The sequence below is a fragment of the Microbulbifer hydrolyticus genome, from assembly GCF_009931115.1.
Lineage (GTDB): Bacteria > Pseudomonadota > Gammaproteobacteria > Pseudomonadales > Cellvibrionaceae > Microbulbifer > Microbulbifer hydrolyticus.
The window spans coordinates 3,036,095-3,052,717 of the sequence record NZ_CP047491.1 but is presented as its reverse complement, the minus strand read 5'-3'; the positions used below and the strand labels follow the sequence as shown (position 1 = coordinate 3,052,717).

Genomic DNA, 16,623 nt, shown 5'->3' with positions numbered 1-16,623 from the left:
GGCCTGGATTGCCAGTCGAGTGATTCAGGTGGCTAATCTGAAACCCGCCGGAACAGGATCAAGTAATTGAGGCAGGGACGCGGTCAATTGCATGGGCGAGGTATTCAGGGTGCATTCAGTCCAAGGGTGCAAACTCTGACCTCGCGCCATGTTGTGTGAACAGGGAAAGTCAGGGGATAGCCCGTCGAAGAAGTTCAGGTTCCCGCGCTGGCTGCTGAAATTATATTCAGCGCGGAGCTGCGGTTGGCGTGATAACTGTCAAAAAACTGGTGACCGCCGGGTTTTGGCCTCGGGTTTTACATTATTTCGCCACCGTCCAGTTGGTATAACAGTACAATTAATGGCAGTCCTGTGCGCTGGTTTGGCGTTGCAGTCGTCTTTCTGGGCTATGCTTACAGGGATGAGAGCGGAAAGCCCGGTCTGAAACTCTTAGCGTATTTGGGCGAGGTGACCAATGCGTTATATGTGGTTTTGGCGTATATTTTCTGTTACTATCGCCGGCTCGCTGCGGTTCGCGCGCAGCTCACCGAATGGGAACCAAGACATAGATGATCAAACAGCGCACTCTCAAAAATGCTATTCGAGCCACTGGTGTCGGCCTGCATACCGGTAAAAAGGTCGTTTTGACCCTGAAACCGGCGCCGGTAAACAGCGGTATCGTATTCCGTCGGGTCGATCTGGATCCGGTGGTTGAGATTGAAGCGCGTGCTGAAAACGTGGGTGACACCCTGCTCTCCACCACTTTGGTGAAGGGGGATGTACGTATTGCCACCGTTGAGCACCTGCTGTCTGCCATGGCTGGTCTGGGTATCGACAACGCGATTGTCGAGCTTTCTGCCCAGGAAGTTCCGATCATGGACGGCAGTGCCGGCCCGTTTGTATTCCTTATTCAGTCCGCAGGTATTCAGGAGCAGTCGGCTGCCAAGAAATTCCTGCGTATCAAAAAGCCGGTTACGGTTGAAGAGGGCGACAAAGTTGCCAGTTTCATGCCTTTTAACGGCTTTAAAGTTTCTTTTACTATCGATTTTGACCACCCCGTATTTCAGGGGCGCAACCTGAGCTCCTCGGTAGACTTTTCCAGCACTTCGTTTGTGAAGGAAGTGAGTCGTGCGCGCACCTTTGGTTTCATGCATGAAATTGAATACCTGCGCTCCAAAGGTCTGGTGCAGGGTGGCAGTGTGGATAACGCGATTGTTATCGACCAGTACCGCATCCTCAACGAAGGCGGTCTTCGCTACGAAGACGAATTCGTAAAGCACAAGATTCTCGACGCCATCGGTGATCTGTACCTGCTGGGTACCAGCGTGATCGGTGAGTTCAAAGCCTTCAAATCGGGCCACGCACTGAACAACAAGTCGTTGCGTACCCTGATGGCCCAGGAAGATGCCTGGGAAATGGTGACCTTCGAAGGCGAGCAGGAAGCGCCAATCTCTTACGTCAAGCCGATTCTGGCGGTGTAAGGGGCGCAGATTGCAAAGCCGGCACAAAAATTGCCGGCTTTTTTACGTGCCGTCATCAGGTACGTGGACGATTCAGGCAGTCAGACCGGTGTGAAGAGCCGGTCTGTTTGCCACTGGCCATTGGGATGGCCTCGGGACGCAGCAGGAAGCGACAGTCCCTTCTCCGTTCGAGCGATCGACGCCGGCCGGGGAGTAAACCAATAAAACAACAAAATGTCGCAATTCTTGCACGTCTGATATGAAAATTATTCTTGTCAATGAGCGTGGGGGTGTCTCCCGCAGCTTCAACTTTGGGGGGCTCAGCAAAGCGCTGCTCAGTCTCTGTCTGTTGGGGTTGCCTGTGGGTGCGCTGTGGCTGGGCGCCAACATGCCAGCCTCAGAATCAGACGTTTTCGATGCCCGTGCGGTAAAGGCCTGGAACAAGGCCCTGCGAAAGCAGCAGGATCAAATTCAGGAGGCCGATCAGCAGGCCCGTGAACAGCTCACCGCGCTTACCGTCAAGTTGGCGGAAATGCAGGCGCGCCTGACCCGCCTGGACGCTCTGGGCGAGCGCCTCACTACCATCGCCAAGCTTGATGAGGGTGAGTTTCAGTTTGGCAGCGTGCCGGCCGTCGGTGGCCCCGAGGATCCGGGTGTCAGCGGTGCCAGCGAACTTCCCTACCAGCCACCCGAATTCCTTGAAGTCATCGGTGACCTGTCAGATCAGATCGAAGATCGGCAGATGCAGTTGTCTACCCTCGATTCCCTGATGGCGCGTCGCCAGTTGCAGGATGAGCAGTTCATCGCCGGGCGACCGATTACTCGGGGCTGGATGTCTTCCCGCTACGGCTACCGCACCGACCCGTTCAGTGGCCGCCGGTCCTGGCACAAGGGTGTGGATTTCGCCGGTAAAAACGGTTCTGATGTGGTTTCCGTTGCCGCCGGCGTGGTGACCTGGGCCGAAGACCGCTACGGCTACGGCCAGCTCGTGGAGATCAACCACGGCAACGGTTACAAAACCCGCTACGGCCACAACAGTGAGCTCAAGGTCAAACTGGGCGACGTGGTGAAAAAAGGGCAGATTATCGCCCTGATGGGTTCAAGTGGTCGCTCCACCGGCCCGCATGTGCACTTTGAAGTCTACAAAAACAACCGCCCCGTAGACCCCGCCACCTACATCCGCCGCACCGGCAGATAGCAACTATCCTCTATTCTTGCGCGGCAGGAGACTTGTAATCCTGTAGTGGCGCCCGCAACTTCATACACAGTTGCGGCGTCTGGCGCCTTCCTGTTTACTTGCACCTTTTCCGCGCAGATGCGCCCTTGATTCGGGCCGGCGGATATTCTCAGCTTTAATGTGGTTTCTGAATAATGATTGGCAAACTGATAAAAACGGTCTTCGGCTCAAAAAATGACCGCGAACTCAAGCGCATGCGCAAAGTGGTCGCCAAGATCAATGCGCTGGAAGACGAGTACAAGGCGCTGGACGATGCCGCGCTGAAAGCCAAAACTGACGAATTCAAACAGCGCCTGGCCGATGGCGAGACCCTGGACCAGATCCTGCCAGAGGCATTTGCCGCTGTGCGTGAAGCCAGTGGCCGCGCGCTCGGTATGCGCCACTTTGATGTGCAGATGATCGGTGGCATGACGCTGCACGAAGGGCATATCGCGGAAATGCGCACCGGTGAAGGTAAAACCCTGGTCGCTACGTTGCCCGCCTACCTGAATGCGCTGGAAGGCAAGGGTGTTCATATTGTTACCGTGAACGACTACCTGGCCAGCCGCGATGCCAACTGGATGCGCCCGGTCTATGAATTCCTCGGCCTGAGCGTGGGGATTGTGGTGTCCCAGCAGCACCCGGAAGACAAAAAAGCCGCATACCAGGCGGATATCACCTACGGTACCAACAACGAATTCGGTTTCGACTACCTGCGCGACAATATGGTGCTGCGCAAGGAAGACCGCACCCAGCGCCCACAAAACTTTGCCATTGTCGATGAGGTGGATTCCATCCTGATTGACGAGGCGCGTACCCCGTTGATCATTTCCGGCGCCGCTGAAGATTCTTCACAGCTCTATATGGCCATGAATAAGCTGGTCCCGCAGCTGGAGCGTGGAGAGGAGGGTGGTGAAGGCCACTACACCGTTGACGAAAAGACCCGCCAGGTAGAGATGACGGAAGACGGTCACCAGCTGATCGAAGACCTGCTGACCCGTGGCGGTCTGCTGAAAGACGACGAGTCCCTCTATGCGCCCGGTAATCTGGGCCTGCTGCACCACGTCAATGCTGCGTTGCGGGCACATGTACTGTTCCACAAAGACGTGGATTACATTGTCCAGAACGGGCAGGTTGTCCTGATCGACGAGCACACCGGCCGTACGATGCCGGGGCGCCGCCTCTCCGAGGGCCTGCATCAGGCGTTGGAGGCCAAGGAAAACGTTCAGATCCAGAGCGAGAGCCAGACCCTCGCCTCCACCACTTTCCAGAATCTGTTCCGCTTCTACCCGAAGCTGTCCGGTATGACCGGTACCGCAGACACCGAGGCTTTCGAGTTTCGCCAGATCTACGGCCTGGATGTGGTGGTGATCCCCACCAACAAGCCCAAGCAGCGCGATGACCTGAACGACCTGGTATATCTCACCAAGGGCGAAAAGCTCGAAGCCATCATCGAGGACATCAAATACTGTCGTGACAAGAAAGCGCCGATCCTGGTGGGTACCGCTTCCATCGAGACATCGGAGGAGATGTCTCGCATGCTGCAGAAGGCCAAGATCGAGCATCAGGTGCTGAACGCCAAATTCCACGAAAAAGAAGCCCAGATCATTGCCCAGGCGGGTCGCCCGGGTACCGTGACGATTGCCACCAATATGGCTGGCCGCGGTACGGACATCGTGCTCGGCGGTAACTGGGAAGCCGAGGTTGAAGAGCTTCAGGAGCGCGAGGGGCGCGAAGCCACAGAAGACGAAATTGCTGCGATCAAGGCGGAATGGAAGAAGCGCCACGAGACCGTCATTGAAGCCGGCGGTCTGCATATCATCGGTACCGAGCGTCACGAGTCCCGCCGTATCGACAACCAGTTGCGCGGCCGTGCGGGCCGCCAGGGCGATCCGGGCGTAACCCGTTTCTACCTGTCACTGGAAGACAACCTGATGCGCATCTTCGCCTCCGACCGGGTGAAGAACTTCATGCAGATGCTGGGGATGGAGCGTGGTGAAGCCATCGAGCACCGTATGGTGTCGAATGCCATCGAGAAAGCCCAGCGCCGCGTGGAAGGTCGCAACTTTGACATCCGTAAACAACTGCTGGAATACGATGACGTGGCCAATGACCAGCGTCAGGTCATTTACTCCCAGCGCAACGAGCTGCTTGAGGCTGAAACCATCAGCGACACCATCAACGCGATTCGCGAGGATGTGGTCAATGAGTTGATCTCCACTCACGTACCACCGCAGAGCGTCGAGGAGCAGTGGGATATCCCCGCACTGGAGCAGCAGCTGGCGGCGGAGCTCGGCCTGCAACTGCCGGTTCAGCAGTGGTTGGATGAAGACCGCACCCTGCACGAAGAGAGCCTGCGCGCGAAGATCGTTGAGGAGTCTCAACAGGCCTACCAGAACAAGCTGGCGCGTATTGCCGAGAGCACCGGTGACGAAAACCTGATGCCCACCGTTGAGCGGCAGGTGATGCTGCAGGTTCTGGATCAGTTGTGGAAAGAGCACCTGTCGAGCATGGACCACCTGCGCGCGGGTATCGGTCTGCGGGCCTACGCCAACAAGAACCCGAAGCAGGAGTTCAAGCGTGAATCCTTCCACCTGTTCCAGAGCCTGCTGGACAACCTCAAGCACGAGGTTATCCGGGTGCTTGCGCATGTCGAGCCAATGACTCGTGAACAGATGGAAGAAATGGAGCAGCGTCGACTGGAAGCCCAGCGTCGTCAGCAACTCGAACTGCAACACGCTGAAGCTTCCGCCTTACCTGAAGTGGAGGCACCTGTTGCGGCTGCGCAAGAGCCCGCACGGCGCGGTCCGCGAGTAGGGCGTAACGATCCCTGTCCGTGTGGATCCGGCAAGAAGTACAAGCAATGCCACGGCAAGCTGACTTCCTCCACGCCCTCCTGATCGCCTCCGGCTTTCAGACGAAATAGGCCCGCACTAAACCTGCGGGCTTTTTTATTTTTTATGGTTTTGTTGTTTTGGGGTCGCCGTTTATATAATTCTGCCCCATTCATTCTTATTACAAGGCGATAATCACCATGGCCCAGTCCCCGCCGAAGCTCTTGCCGCAAATACCCGGCGTCCGTCTTTCCGCAGTTCCGGCCAAGATTAAAAACTGGCAGCGCGACGACCTGCTGCTCATCGAAGTCGCCAGCGGGGCCAGTGTCTCTGCCACCTTTACCCAGAATGCGTTCTGTGCGGCGCCGGTACTGCTTGCCCGGAAGCACATTGCGGGCGGCAACATCCGTGCGCTGCTGATCAACGCCGGCAACGCCAATGCGGCCACTGGTGAGCGCGGCCTCGCTGACGCCCACCGCTGCTGCGAGGGTGTGGCCCAGGCGTTGGGTATCGAGTCTTCCCAGGTGCTGCCATTCAGCACGGGGGTGATCGGTGAGCACCTGCCGGTACAGAAGATCCTGGATGCTATTCCGACCGCGGCCGCGCAGCTTCAGGCCGACGCCTGGCCGGCAGCGGCACAGGCGATCATGACCACAGATACGCGCCCAAAAACTGCGAGCTGTTCCGTGGATATCGCCGGCGAGACCATTTCCGTTGTGGGCATAGCCAAGGGCGCGGGCATGATTCAGCCGAATATGGCGACCATGCTGGCCTACGTCGCGACCGACGCAGCGATTCCCCAGCCAATGCTGGATGAGCTGGTGAAAGAAGCGGTTGGCGCCTCCTTCAATCGCATCAGTGTTGACGGAGATACCTCGACCAACGATGCCTGTGTGCTGATCGCCAGCGGTGCTACCGGCGAGGTGATCGGGGACCGCAACAGTGAGGCCTATTGGAAGCTGAAAGCGGCTATCGTGGACGTGCATATCCAGCTCGCCCAGGCCATTGTTAAAGACGGTGAGGGCGCAACCAAGTTTGTTACCGTTCAGGTAAACAATGCAGCAAACTCTGCAGAAGCCTTACGCATGGCATTTGAGATAGGTGAATCACCGCTGGTCAAAACTGCACTGTATGCCTCGGATCCGAACTGGGGCCGTCTGGTGATGGCAATTGGCAATGCGGGGGTGGAGAACCTGGACCCTGGAAAAATCAGTGTTTTTCTGGACGATGTGCAGATTGTGGATGCCGGTGGTCGCGCGGACAGTTATACCGAAGAGGCGGGCCAGGCGGTATTTGAGCAGCCGGAGTTCACCATTACCGTGGACCTGCAGCGGGGTAATGCCTGCGAACATATCTGGACCTGCGACTTCTCCCACGACTACGTCACCATCAATGCGGAGTATCGCACCTGATGGGGGAATCCGCGGTTAAGCATATTCACGTTGCAGTGGGGGTCATACTGGGCAATGACGGCCGCATCCTGCTTGCCCGCCGTCCGGTACATTTGCATATGGGAGGGCGCTGGGAGTTTCCCGGTGGCAAGGTAGAGTCTGGTGAATCCATCCAGCAGGCAATGACCCGGGAGTTGCGCGAGGAGCTGGATATAGATGTGCTGGCGATGGAAAAGCTGATCGAGGTGCGTCACGACTACGGTGACAAGCAGGTCTTTCTGGATACCTGGTGCGTGACCGAGTTCAGTGGAGAGGCGCGGGGTGTCGAGGGCCAGGAACTGGCCTGGGTGCTCGCTTCAGACCTTGCCAATTATCACTTTCCCGATGCCAATCAGCCGATTGTCGATGCAGTGCAGAAGCGGTCCTGTTGAGCAGTGGTGAAGCCGGTCCGGTGTGTCGTCGCCACCGTCCCGGCTTTCGCCGCTCCGTTACTGGTGTGGTCAGGGGCTGATAAAAATCCCACGCTTGTACAGAAACCGCAGTACAAGCCACTGCAAGAGAATTACCCCACAGGCAACCAGCAAGGTGCCGGCAGCTTGCGGCAGAGCCAAGGCAATGCCTCCGAACAGGCTTTTACTGCTGTACTGCCAGTTGATCAGGCTGGTGCCAAGATAAACCAGTATCGCATTGCATCCGATCACCGAAAAAAAGTAGGTGAAGGCTTTCCAGTGCCACATATCCACCAGCAGATAGAAAACTCCCAGCAATAGCAGGCAGCAGCCACAGGTGACCAGCACAAACGAGCTGGTCCAGAGTTCCTTGTTTACCGGGTATGCCCAGTGCCACAGGAAGCCGGCCAGCAAGCATGCGGTTGCGCCGACAGAAAGACCCTTAAGGATCGCTTTGTGATTACCTGAGTGCCGTGCCAGCCAGCGCCCGGCGAATACCCCGAACAGGGCATTAACAACGGCGGGGATGGTGGAGAGTATCCCCTCCGGGTCGTAGGCGCGATTCTGGTAGGTTATTCCCGGCAAAAAATGCTGGTCGGTCCAGGCATTCACCGAGCCCTCCGGAGTCAGTGGCCCCGCACTCACCTGTAGCAGCCAATAGCCGATAAGGATTGTGGCAGCGATTGCATACTGAACCCGCAGACCAAAGTGCCACACAATCATTGCGGCAAAAAACCACGCGAAGCCGATACGGGCCAGTACGCTGGCGTAGCGGATTTCACCAGGGTCTGCTGGAATGCCCGCGCCCCAGCCGTGGTTGTATAAAACCCCCAGTAAAATCAGCAAGAACAGGCGTTTGAAGGATTTACGGTAAACCGGTGTCCGCTGGCTCAGTGGGAGGCCACGCAGAGACTTGTTGGCAAGCCCCAGGGTGACACCGGAAAGGAAAATAAACAGCGGGAAGATCAGGTCGTAAAAACTGAACCCGTGCCACTGGGTGTGTTGCATCTGTCCATGGCCAAACTGAAAGATTGTCCAGCCGGTAAGTGCGAACAGTGGCAGGAACAGCGCCTCGCCACCGATGATCCAGAACATATCGAAACCGCGTAGTGCGTCTACCGATGCGAGTCGTTGTTTTTTATTGGCCATGATCGTTACTGCTAATCAAGTGAAATAGTGAATCGAAAATTTATTGAGCACCATGATAGGACATGTTTGAAGCCGAAATCACGGTTCACAAAAACGAAAAAAGCCCCGGCCAAAGCCGGGGCAAATATAGGAGTATTTCCTGTACAGGAGTTTCCTATTGGTCACAACGCAGAGAGAATCGTATTTACTACTTATCCGTCTACCACTTTTCCATCCTGTGAGATTTGGCCGGCGCTGCGTCGCCGGCCGTAGAAATCCGTTTCGGTTCAGAATTTAAATCGAGCAGATAAATGCCCAGCTGCCATCGGCAGTGCCCGGCACCGACTGGGTCCACCACTTGGCTTCAAATACGCTGCCATCGTGGATGATCCGGTCTCCACCTGCGGCGTGGTTGCTGCGGGGCCACTCGGGGTAGGTAACCAGACCGCTGGTACTGACACCGGCATCACTGCAGGTGTCACCGCCGCCGCCTGAAGAACTACCACCGGACGAGCTGCCACCGGAGGAGCTGCCACCGCCGCTGCCGAGCTCGGCCAGCGGAAGGTCGGGGTATTCAAATGCCAGCGCATAGGTGGTGCCGTTTACCGTGGCTGAATATGCCTGGGGGCCAGAAACCGGCAGGTAATAGTTCAGGGTCATATCCCAGCTCTCTCCATCTGCCAGATCCTGCCAGGCCGGCAGGCTGAAGCGCACGCGGTGGAATTCATTTTCCAGTCCGCCCACATTACCTCCGCCGGCGTTTGCCCCGTCTTCAATGACTTCCAGACCGGCACCACTCTGGTCGGTGATGATGTTGGAAGTTGAGGTCGGCATATCAAACTCGAACACGGTGCCGCCGGGAAGCGTGCCACCGGTATTGTTGGTGATATACAGCTTCGGATTCAGCGGGTAGTTCTGATCACCCAGTTTGAACCCGGTGATCTCGATGCCGATATCCAGTGCTTCATCCGGTACCACACGGTCGGTACGCAGGTGACGGTAGTCACTGGCGTTGACGAACTTGTCGTAGGCGAGCGTGGTGAGGGTGTCCCCCATGAAGTACTCGCCTTTCGACGCATCCCAGTCGTAGTCACCGGCCAGTTCCCAGAACATGATGCCGCCCACGCCCTGGTCGATCACGTACTGGACCTTCGCGTCCATGGACTCTTCGTCCTCGGTCGAGATGAACACGCTCTTCTGTGCATTCCACAACCACGGCGCCTCGGACACACTGTCGTAGTTGCGCACGTAAGTACCTACCAGTGCGTCCTCCGGGTCGTTGGCCGGATCCAGGCCATAGGCGGAGAGGTAGCTGCCGAGAATGCCATCTTCCAGGTTCTTGGCGTGCCACATGGGGTTGGAACCCGCACCCATTTCCTCGCCGACGCTATTCTTGTCGTGCCACATATTGTCGATGCCGATGGCGCCGTTGCCGCAGTCAGCAGCGCCGCCGGTACCTTCCGGACACTCAGACTGCGCTGGTAGTGCCGCCGAGCCTCCGAGCCCGTTGGTGCCACCAGATACGCCCTGCCAGCCGCGCGTGTAGTAAGGAATACCGATGTTGATACGGCCGGCTGGCATCGAACCGCGGAAGTACTTCACTGCCCAGTCGATGTTCAGATAGCCGATGCCGCCATACTGGGAAGTGCTGTAGACACTGGCAGCGGCCAGTTCCGGGTCATTGCCGTTGTCGAACAGCGCGGAGTTATGGCCAACGTATTCATTCCACGCCCCGTGGAGGTCGTAGGTCATGATGTTGACGTAATCCAGGTACTGGGTAATCGGCATGGTCTCCATACCGCGCAGCAGGTACCCGGACGAGGGCGAGGCGATGGTGAGCATGTAGTGGGTACCATCCTCTTCACCCGCTTGGTCCAGCTTCTCACGCAGTACCCGCATCAGCTCTGCGTAGGATTCCATCAGCGAGCCGCGCAGCGGGTTGGCAATGCCAAAGTCCATCGGGTTACCGGCGTCGTTCATGCTGGTGGGGTACTCGTAGTCGATATCCACACCGTCAAAGCCGTACTGGCGGATAAAGTCCACGGAGGAGTTGGCGAACGCCTCGATGCCCTGGTGGTTGATAGTGCCATCGGCGTTGGTGGTCATGGTGTAGAAACCGCCGTCGTTCACGCGATCGCCATTTTCATTGAAGTGGCCACCGGTTTCGGCCCAGCCGCCCACGGAGACCAGGGTCTTCACGTCCGGGTGCTGTTCCTTGAATTTGGACAGCTGGTTGAAGTGTCCCTTGTACGGGTAATCCGGATCGGTTTCGGCACCGGCAATGCCCGGCCATTCCATGCCGGTCGCCGGGTTGGCGGGATCGCTGGTATTGCCCACGGACACGGAGTAATCGCTGCCTACATGGGCAAAGGCATAGTTGATATGGGTGATCTTGCCCCACGGAATGTCTTTCACCAGGTAGCTGGGCTGACCGTTGGCACCGTTCCGCCAGCTGGTGAAATAACCGATGATCCGGCGGGGGTGGTCTGCACCCATGTTCTCGCGCCCATCGGCATCGTAGATGTCACAGTAATTGGGCGCGGTACCCGGGCTGGTATACAGGCCATCAGGGCGGCAGGGATGTTCACCGGTCACAACCTGCTCGTCTTCCACAGAGATTGTCGCTTCTGCACTCGCTTCCAGGTTGTCGTTGTCGGTGGCTACCGCGGAAATGGTGTGGGTGCCGAGTGTAGCCGTCCACTGGGTCTCGTAAGGTGCACTGGAGTCCGTGGCGAGCAGGTCGCCGTTGACGAAGAACGCTACCTGACTCACAGAGCCGTCACTGTCGGAGGCGCTCGCGCGAATGGTCAGGTTGTCGCCCGTCGTGTGGTTTGAGCCATTGGCGGGTGTCGAGAGGCTCACGCTGGGCGGAACTGGTCCGATCACGATTTCCTCTTCAACGGTGATGGAGACCGGGGAAGTGGTGGTAGAGAGGTTGTCGTTATCCACAACGTTGGCGGTGAGCGTGGCTGTGCCCGCACCCGTGGCGGCCCAGGTTGTTTCCCATGGCGCGGCGGTGTCGGTGTCAATGAGGGAGCCGTTTACAAAGAACTCGACGGAAGTGACCTGACCGTCCGAGTCGCTTGCAGAAACCGATATGACAACGTTGTCATTTTCGCTTACTGTAATCCCGCCGGTGGGGGCGGTAATCGAGCCTTGCGGGGGATATTGCGGGTCTTCGCCGTCACAGGCCCCGAGCAGGCTCCATTCCTGGTATTGGCCGGAGTATTGTTCGGGGTTCTGGTTCTGGGTCCACCAGTTGGCCTGGTAGGCATTGCCGTTGTACTGGACTTGTGCACCGCCTGAGTAGGACGGGCCGGCCTCCCAGGTGGCCAGGGAGGTGCAGTCCACGGCTGCGTGACCGTGTCCTGCAGACAGCATGGCAGCGGTCACCAGACCGAGCCGGAGCTTGTTGCTGATCATAAAATGTTCACCTTGCGGCAGATTATTGTTATATGAATTCGACGCTAAACCTCGGCGCCACGAAATGACATCGCTGTCAAAATAGCAATGGGACACTCTTCAGGCAATACCAGAGTTTCACTAAATGATCATATATGCGGTGTTTCGCGCCACTTTTATGGGTTTTACACGTGCTTTGCGAGCAGTATCACACCAGTGGCGCCGGTGAGTGGCGCTCTCATCTTTTACAGGCGGGGAAAGCGAGAAGCGGGACAGTGCGTGAGGCTACATATCCCAGAGTGAATTGGTTGCCATGGACAGGGTGATGCGCTCCTTGTCCTGGATTTGCTTGAGGTTCTCAAAGACTTCCTTTACTTCAGCGGATTCTATGGATCCATAGACAGAGTGGTACAAGTCTGAGAAGTAACGGTCAACCTCCTGACCCAGGCGATTGATCTCTTCAATACTGGGCTTGTCGCTCAGGTAGAGATTTTTGACCAGGTCGCCAGCGCTCTCTTCGTGGGTGTACTGAAGCCAGGTCTGCATCACCTTCTGCTCGGCAACGGCGCCATAGTTCTTCAGGTTGTTCGCCAGGCGCAGCTCGTGCTCATGGAGGTGCTTGAGCAGCAACTGAGTGCGATTGTCCTGGGCATTTTCCAGCAGTTGCTGGTAGACACCGGCCATATCCAGGTGGAACTTCTGGGCGTTTTTGAGAACTTCGTGGGCCTGTTTGAACGTCTTCATCTCTGCGCCTTCTCAGTGGTTGGTTTAATTATAGTTTTCTCTGCAGGGCCGTCGTTGGCGGAACTGTTATGTTTCTCTTATGGTTATAGTGCATATCCGTGGGCGTTCAAGTCCTCGTCAGTCATATTCCGTGCGGCCGGCGGCTTCGCTGGGCTTTTTACTGGCAAGAAAAAGGCGGCCCATTGGCCGCCTCTTCTCGTAAATCCATCCGTCAGGCCGCAGCCGGAGCCAGGTGGAACTGGCCCATCATGATCTGCAGCCGCTTGCGCTGCATCTTGAGGCTGTATTCGAGTTCTTTTACCCGGGTGCGAATGGCTGCGTTTTCCCAGGAGGCCATCAGGCGCTCACGGGCATTTTCGTAGCGCTGCTGCTGTAACCCTTTCCACTCGGCAAGCGAGGCAGAGAAGTCCTGCGCTTCCCGCTCCAGTAACTGCTTCCAGCTCTCTTTGTGTTTCGAGTGCTCCAGTTTCTGCTCTGCTCGCTTGAACTGCATCGCCAGCATGGCGCGTTGAATTCGCATTGCGGGTACGGTTTTCAGGTTTCTGGCCAGGCCCACCCAGCTGGCGGTCTTGATCAGCCACTTGGTGGGATCCCACTGGTACCAGCGGATACCGTTACGGTAATCAGTCTGAAAAATGTGGTGATAGTTATGGTAGCCCTCACCAAAGGTGAAAAATGCCAGCAAGTCGTTGTCGCGAGCGGTATTTTCATCGGTATACGGGCGGCGGCCCCAAATGTGGGCAAGGGAATTGATAAAAAAGGTGGTGTGGTGGTTGACCACGATGCGCAGTACCCCGGCCAGCAATAGCATTCCGATCACGTCACCGGTCAGCAGACCCAGTATCAGGGGAACACCGACATTCATCGCGACAGTGATGGGGACATAATGGTTGTGCTGCCACATCACGATTTTGTCCCGCTGCAGGTCTTTGGCGTTGTCGAAGTTCACCTCGCCGCTGGGATACTCCCGCAGCATCCAGCCGATATGGGAAAACCAGAAGCCGCGCTTGGCGGAATAGGGGTCGTGATTGTTGTCGTCACAATGGCGGTGGTGGCGGCGGTGCCCTGAGCACCAGATCAACGCACTATTCTGCAGCGCTGCGGCGCCGAACAGTGCGTAGAACAGACGCAGAGACCAGTGTGCTTCGTAGGTACGGTGGGACCACAGGCGGTGGTACCCCGCGGTAATAGAGAACCCGCAGAAGGCGCCCAGTACCGCAAATGCCAGCCACTGGTACCAGTGATAGCCTACCAGGACGCCATACAGCGGGACGAGAACCAGAGCCACTAAAGCGGTACTGGCAAACAGTATCGTGGTCAGCCAGATTCGAGGGGCTTCGGGAACTGCTTTCATACTTACAACCTTGTTAGAGCCTTTCTACATTTTGTGCCCGCTTGCGGGCGTGACTGGTGAAGTTTGGGCGTTGGTATTCGCAAACTTCTCGGGGCAGTCAATAAGGTAGATGCTACCCCAGATGCTCATGGCGGGCACCTGCCCAAGAGGACGACAATTGCCAATTTGAGAATGTTTAGTCACTTTATCGCTGATTGGGTGGTTCTGTGCATTGTTTTGGTGCGCGAGATGAATTTTGCGTTCATTGTTGGTTCAAGCGCTGTCATTTTTCCGTGCCATGGGGTTAAGCGGCATAAAGTATCTACCAGTTGCCCGTTCGGCGCGTTTGATTTTTGAGCGAAATACCGAGTTTAGACCGTTTCTTCGTGGTTTTTTAAAAGTTGGCACACCGCTTGCTTTATCTATTGTGTAGGCCACTTGGCCTGCGCTCCGGGAAACCATCACGGGTTATGGCAAACGTAATAATGCGTGACTTCCCGTTTTCTCTCATCATCGCTATTTTGGGCCCCGCATTGCGGGGCCTTTTTTTATCCGCTGATAAGTGATTCACTAGTCTTCGATTTTACCGAAATTTTTGCGACTGCTGGCTGAGTCCAGCACGTCCAGGCGGCAAGACAGTGTCGAACTCAGACCCTTCTCAACCTCAAGCAGTCAGCCTGAATCTCGCCACGCCCGGTGAGCTGGAAGGTTTGCAGCCGAAGCAGGCGTTGACCCAAGTGCACTACCTGCACAGCCTGCTATTGAGCGCCAATCGGGGAGTCTGGGAGTGGCACCCTCTGAGCGGGGCCCAGAGGGCTACCGGAAACCTCTGGTTGCAGTTGCACCGTGATCCCGAAGTGGCGCTTTCGGGGGTGTGGAGTGGTGACCTGGCGTTGGTGCACTCCGACGACCGCGATGCGCTGATAACGCTGCGTACCCGATTGTGCCAGCAGGGCACTTTTGTTGACACCACCATTCGGGCGTACGCCCGTGACGGGCAACCGGTCTGGCTTCGCTTGTGGGCGAGGGCTTTCACCTCGCCGTCCGGCGAGCGTTTTTTTCTCGGTGGCTGCACCGATTACAGCGAGTCTCTTTCCTCCAGATCCCTTTCCTATTTTTCCGGTGAGCGCTTCCACTATGCCCTGGATACGGTTGGAGATGGCCTTTGGGAGTGGGATTTACAGGTAGATGAAGTGGTTCTGGATGATGCCTGCTGGCGAATGCTCGGCTACCCCCGCGGGCACAGCGAATTAGATGCCCGGGCGGCGCTGGCGCGCTGGAAAACGCACATGGTGGCGGAGGATTACCCTTACGTAAAACAGGCTATGGCGGATAACGTCCGCGAACAGTTACCGCTGGATGTGGAGTTCCGACTCAGGCACCGGGAGGGTGGTATTGTCTGGGCGCGCTGCCGCGGCAATGTGCAGCGCAGCAGTGCGGGGCAGCCGATCCGGATGCTGGGGACCCTTCAGGACGTGACCGCGAGCAAGAAAAGACAGCTGAAAGTGGAGGAGGACCTGATCCGGCTGAAACAGGAAAGCCGGGACAGGACAGAGCTTATTTCCAGTCTCAGTCATGAGTTGCGCACGCCGTTGAACGCCATTCTCGGATACAGCCAGATGGTGGAGCTCGACCAGAGCCTGAATCCGGATCAGCGCCAGCGCCTCGGTGAGATTCGTAAAGCCGGCCAGCACCTGCTGCACCTGGTCGGTGATGTTCTGGATCTCGCCCGTATCGACAGCAATCGTCTTGCTCCCTCTATTGAGGCGGTGCGGCCGGCACCGTTGGTAGCAGATTGCCGTCAGTTACTCGAACCCCTGGCGGAAACCCGCAAGGTCAGCCTCACCTTTGAGCCTTTGGGCTGGGAGCGCGCCTACATTCTCGCTGACCCCACCCGGTTCAAGCAGGTGGTGTTGAACCTGGTGGGCAACGCCATCAAGTACAACCGTGAGAATGGGCGTGTCGTCATCACATTTGCGCCACAAGCTGAGGGCTGGTTGCGACTTAGCGTGCTCGATACCGGCAGCGGAATCGCTGCCGGTAAGCAGTCGCAAGTGTTCGAGCCATTCAACCGGCTGGGAGCGGAGCAGGGCAAGATCGAGGGAACCGGTGTGGGGCTCGCGATTGCCAGGCAGTTGACCGAGGCAATGGGTGGGCGAATAGGCTTTGACAGCGAAGAGGGCCAGGGCTCGGTATTCTGGGTGGAGTTCATGATGAACGACGCTCCCAGCGAAGTCCTGCAAATGGCCGCTCGTCCCGACTACACAAGCACACTGCCGGCCTGCCGCCTGTTGTATGTCGCCGGCAGAACAGCTTCGGCCAATCGGATGAAGGCCGTGCTGGCATCGATTCCGCAAGTGGAAGTACATATCGTCAACGATGCCATGAAAGGTATCTTTAGCGCGCGAACTGAAAATCCCGATATCATTGTGCTGGACGGCGAACTGCCTGGTGTCTCAATGAAGGATTTTTCGGCTATCGTGCGAGGGGATATGGTAGCTGCAGGTATCCCTTTGCTGGGGATTGTTGATCAGCGTGCCGACTGCCTGGATGTATGCGTGCCGACGAGTTACGACCTTTCAACCCTGGCAGAGGGGTTGCGCTACTGTTTGACATTGAAAATTAACCAGAGCAAGGATGACATTGATAGCCGCTCTTCAGTGGAGTGACGTACGAGAATCTGAATT

Annotated in this window: 10 protein-coding genes; 6 read left to right on the top strand and 4 right to left on the bottom strand. The window is 57.0% G+C overall.

Annotated elements, in window-relative coordinates; genetic code table 11:
• Window positions 1-548: 548 nt before the first annotated feature.
• The 5 genes from lpxC to mutT all read left to right on the top strand — a co-directional run bounded on the left by lpxC (window position 549) and on the right by mutT (window position 7,311).
• Window positions 549-1,460, top strand: coding sequence for a UDP-3-O-acyl-N-acetylglucosamine deacetylase (lpxC, locus tag GTQ55_RS13070; RefSeq protein WP_161859141.1), 912 nt, complete (start codon window positions 549-551; stop codon window positions 1,458-1,460).
• Between the two features lie 238 nt (window positions 1,461-1,698).
• A complete protein-coding gene (locus tag GTQ55_RS13065) occupies window positions 1,699-2,637 on the top strand; it encodes a M23 family metallopeptidase (protein ID WP_161859140.1) in 939 nt (312 codons plus the stop codon).
• Window positions 2,638-2,810: 173 nt separating this feature from the next.
• On the top strand, window positions 2,811-5,555 hold the full coding sequence (gene secA / locus GTQ55_RS13060; RefSeq protein WP_161859139.1) for a preprotein translocase subunit SecA: 2,745 nt from the start codon (window positions 2,811-2,813) through the stop codon (window positions 5,553-5,555).
• A 134-nt stretch (window positions 5,556-5,689) separates the two neighbouring features.
• Window positions 5,690-6,901: a bifunctional glutamate N-acetyltransferase/amino-acid acetyltransferase ArgJ gene (gene argJ / locus GTQ55_RS13055; RefSeq protein ID WP_161859138.1), complete on the top strand. Its 1,212-nt coding sequence runs from the start codon at window positions 5,690-5,692 to the stop codon at window positions 6,899-6,901.
• Window positions 6,901-7,311 (top strand): 8-oxo-dGTP diphosphatase MutT, encoded by a 411-nt coding sequence (gene mutT / locus GTQ55_RS13050; protein WP_161859137.1) that lies wholly within the window; start codon window positions 6,901-6,903, stop codon window positions 7,309-7,311. Before argJ ends, mutT begins: the two co-directional genes overlap by 1 nt.
• A 69-nt stretch (window positions 7,312-7,380) precedes the next feature.
• On the opposite strand, the gene nagX is transcribed toward mutT, so the two are convergent.
• The 4 genes from nagX to GTQ55_RS13030 form a co-directional block, all read right to left on the bottom strand.
• Entirely contained in the window at window positions 7,381-8,478 is a 1,098-nt protein-coding gene (nagX, locus tag GTQ55_RS13045) for a transmembrane glucosamine N-acetyltransferase NagX (RefSeq protein ID WP_161859136.1), read from the bottom strand.
• 273 nt (window positions 8,479-8,751) lie between these two features.
• Window positions 8,752-11,880 carry a chitinase C-terminal domain-containing protein gene (locus GTQ55_RS13040; RefSeq protein WP_161859135.1) on the bottom strand — a complete coding sequence of 1,043 codons (3,129 nt, stop codon included), beginning with the start codon at window positions 11,878-11,880 and terminating at the stop codon, window positions 8,752-8,754.
• A gap of 264 nt (window positions 11,881-12,144) precedes the next feature.
• The gene (locus GTQ55_RS13035) at window positions 12,145-12,603 is read right to left on the bottom strand and encodes a hypothetical protein (RefSeq protein ID WP_161859134.1); all 459 of its coding nucleotides are present in this window, start codon (window positions 12,601-12,603) and stop codon (window positions 12,145-12,147) included.
• A 211-nt stretch (window positions 12,604-12,814) separates the two neighbouring features.
• The gene (locus GTQ55_RS13030; RefSeq protein WP_161859133.1) at window positions 12,815-13,957 is read right to left on the bottom strand and encodes an acyl-CoA desaturase; all 1,143 of its coding nucleotides are present in this window, start codon (window positions 13,955-13,957) and stop codon (window positions 12,815-12,817) included.
• Between the two features lie 617 nt (window positions 13,958-14,574).
• On the opposite strand from GTQ55_RS13030, the gene GTQ55_RS13025 reads away from it, so the two are divergent.
• The gene (locus GTQ55_RS13025; protein ID WP_237567670.1) at window positions 14,575-16,605 is read left to right on the top strand and encodes a sensor histidine kinase; all 2,031 of its coding nucleotides are present in this window, start codon (window positions 14,575-14,577) and stop codon (window positions 16,603-16,605) included.
• The last annotated feature ends 18 nt before the right edge of the window (window positions 16,606-16,623 follow it).

Excerpts from the sequence above, each read along its gene's own strand:
- nagX (WP_161859136.1), bottom strand. The coding sequence starts at position 8,478 with ATGGCCAATAAAAAACAACGACTCGCATCGGTAGACGCACTACGCGGT.
- GTQ55_RS13035 (WP_161859134.1), bottom strand. The coding sequence starts at position 12,603 with ATGAAGACGTTCAAACAGGCCCACGAAGTTCTCAAAAACGCCCAGAAG.
- GTQ55_RS13065 (WP_161859140.1), top strand. The coding sequence starts at position 1,699 with ATGAAAATTATTCTTGTCAATGAGCGTGGGGGTGTCTCCCGCAGCTTC.
- lpxC (WP_161859141.1), top strand. The coding sequence starts at position 549 with ATGATCAAACAGCGCACTCTCAAAAATGCTATTCGAGCCACTGGTGTC.
- mutT (WP_161859137.1), top strand. The coding sequence starts at position 6,901 with ATGGGGGAATCCGCGGTTAAGCATATTCACGTTGCAGTGGGGGTCATA.
- GTQ55_RS13040 (WP_161859135.1), bottom strand. The coding sequence starts at position 11,880 with ATGATCAGCAACAAGCTCCGGCTCGGTCTGGTGACCGCTGCCATGCTG.
- GTQ55_RS13030 (WP_161859133.1), bottom strand. The coding sequence starts at position 13,957 with ATGAAAGCAGTTCCCGAAGCCCCTCGAATCTGGCTGACCACGATACTG.
- argJ (WP_161859138.1), top strand. The coding sequence starts at position 5,690 with ATGGCCCAGTCCCCGCCGAAGCTCTTGCCGCAAATACCCGGCGTCCGT.
- secA (WP_161859139.1), top strand. The coding sequence starts at position 2,811 with ATGATTGGCAAACTGATAAAAACGGTCTTCGGCTCAAAAAATGACCGC.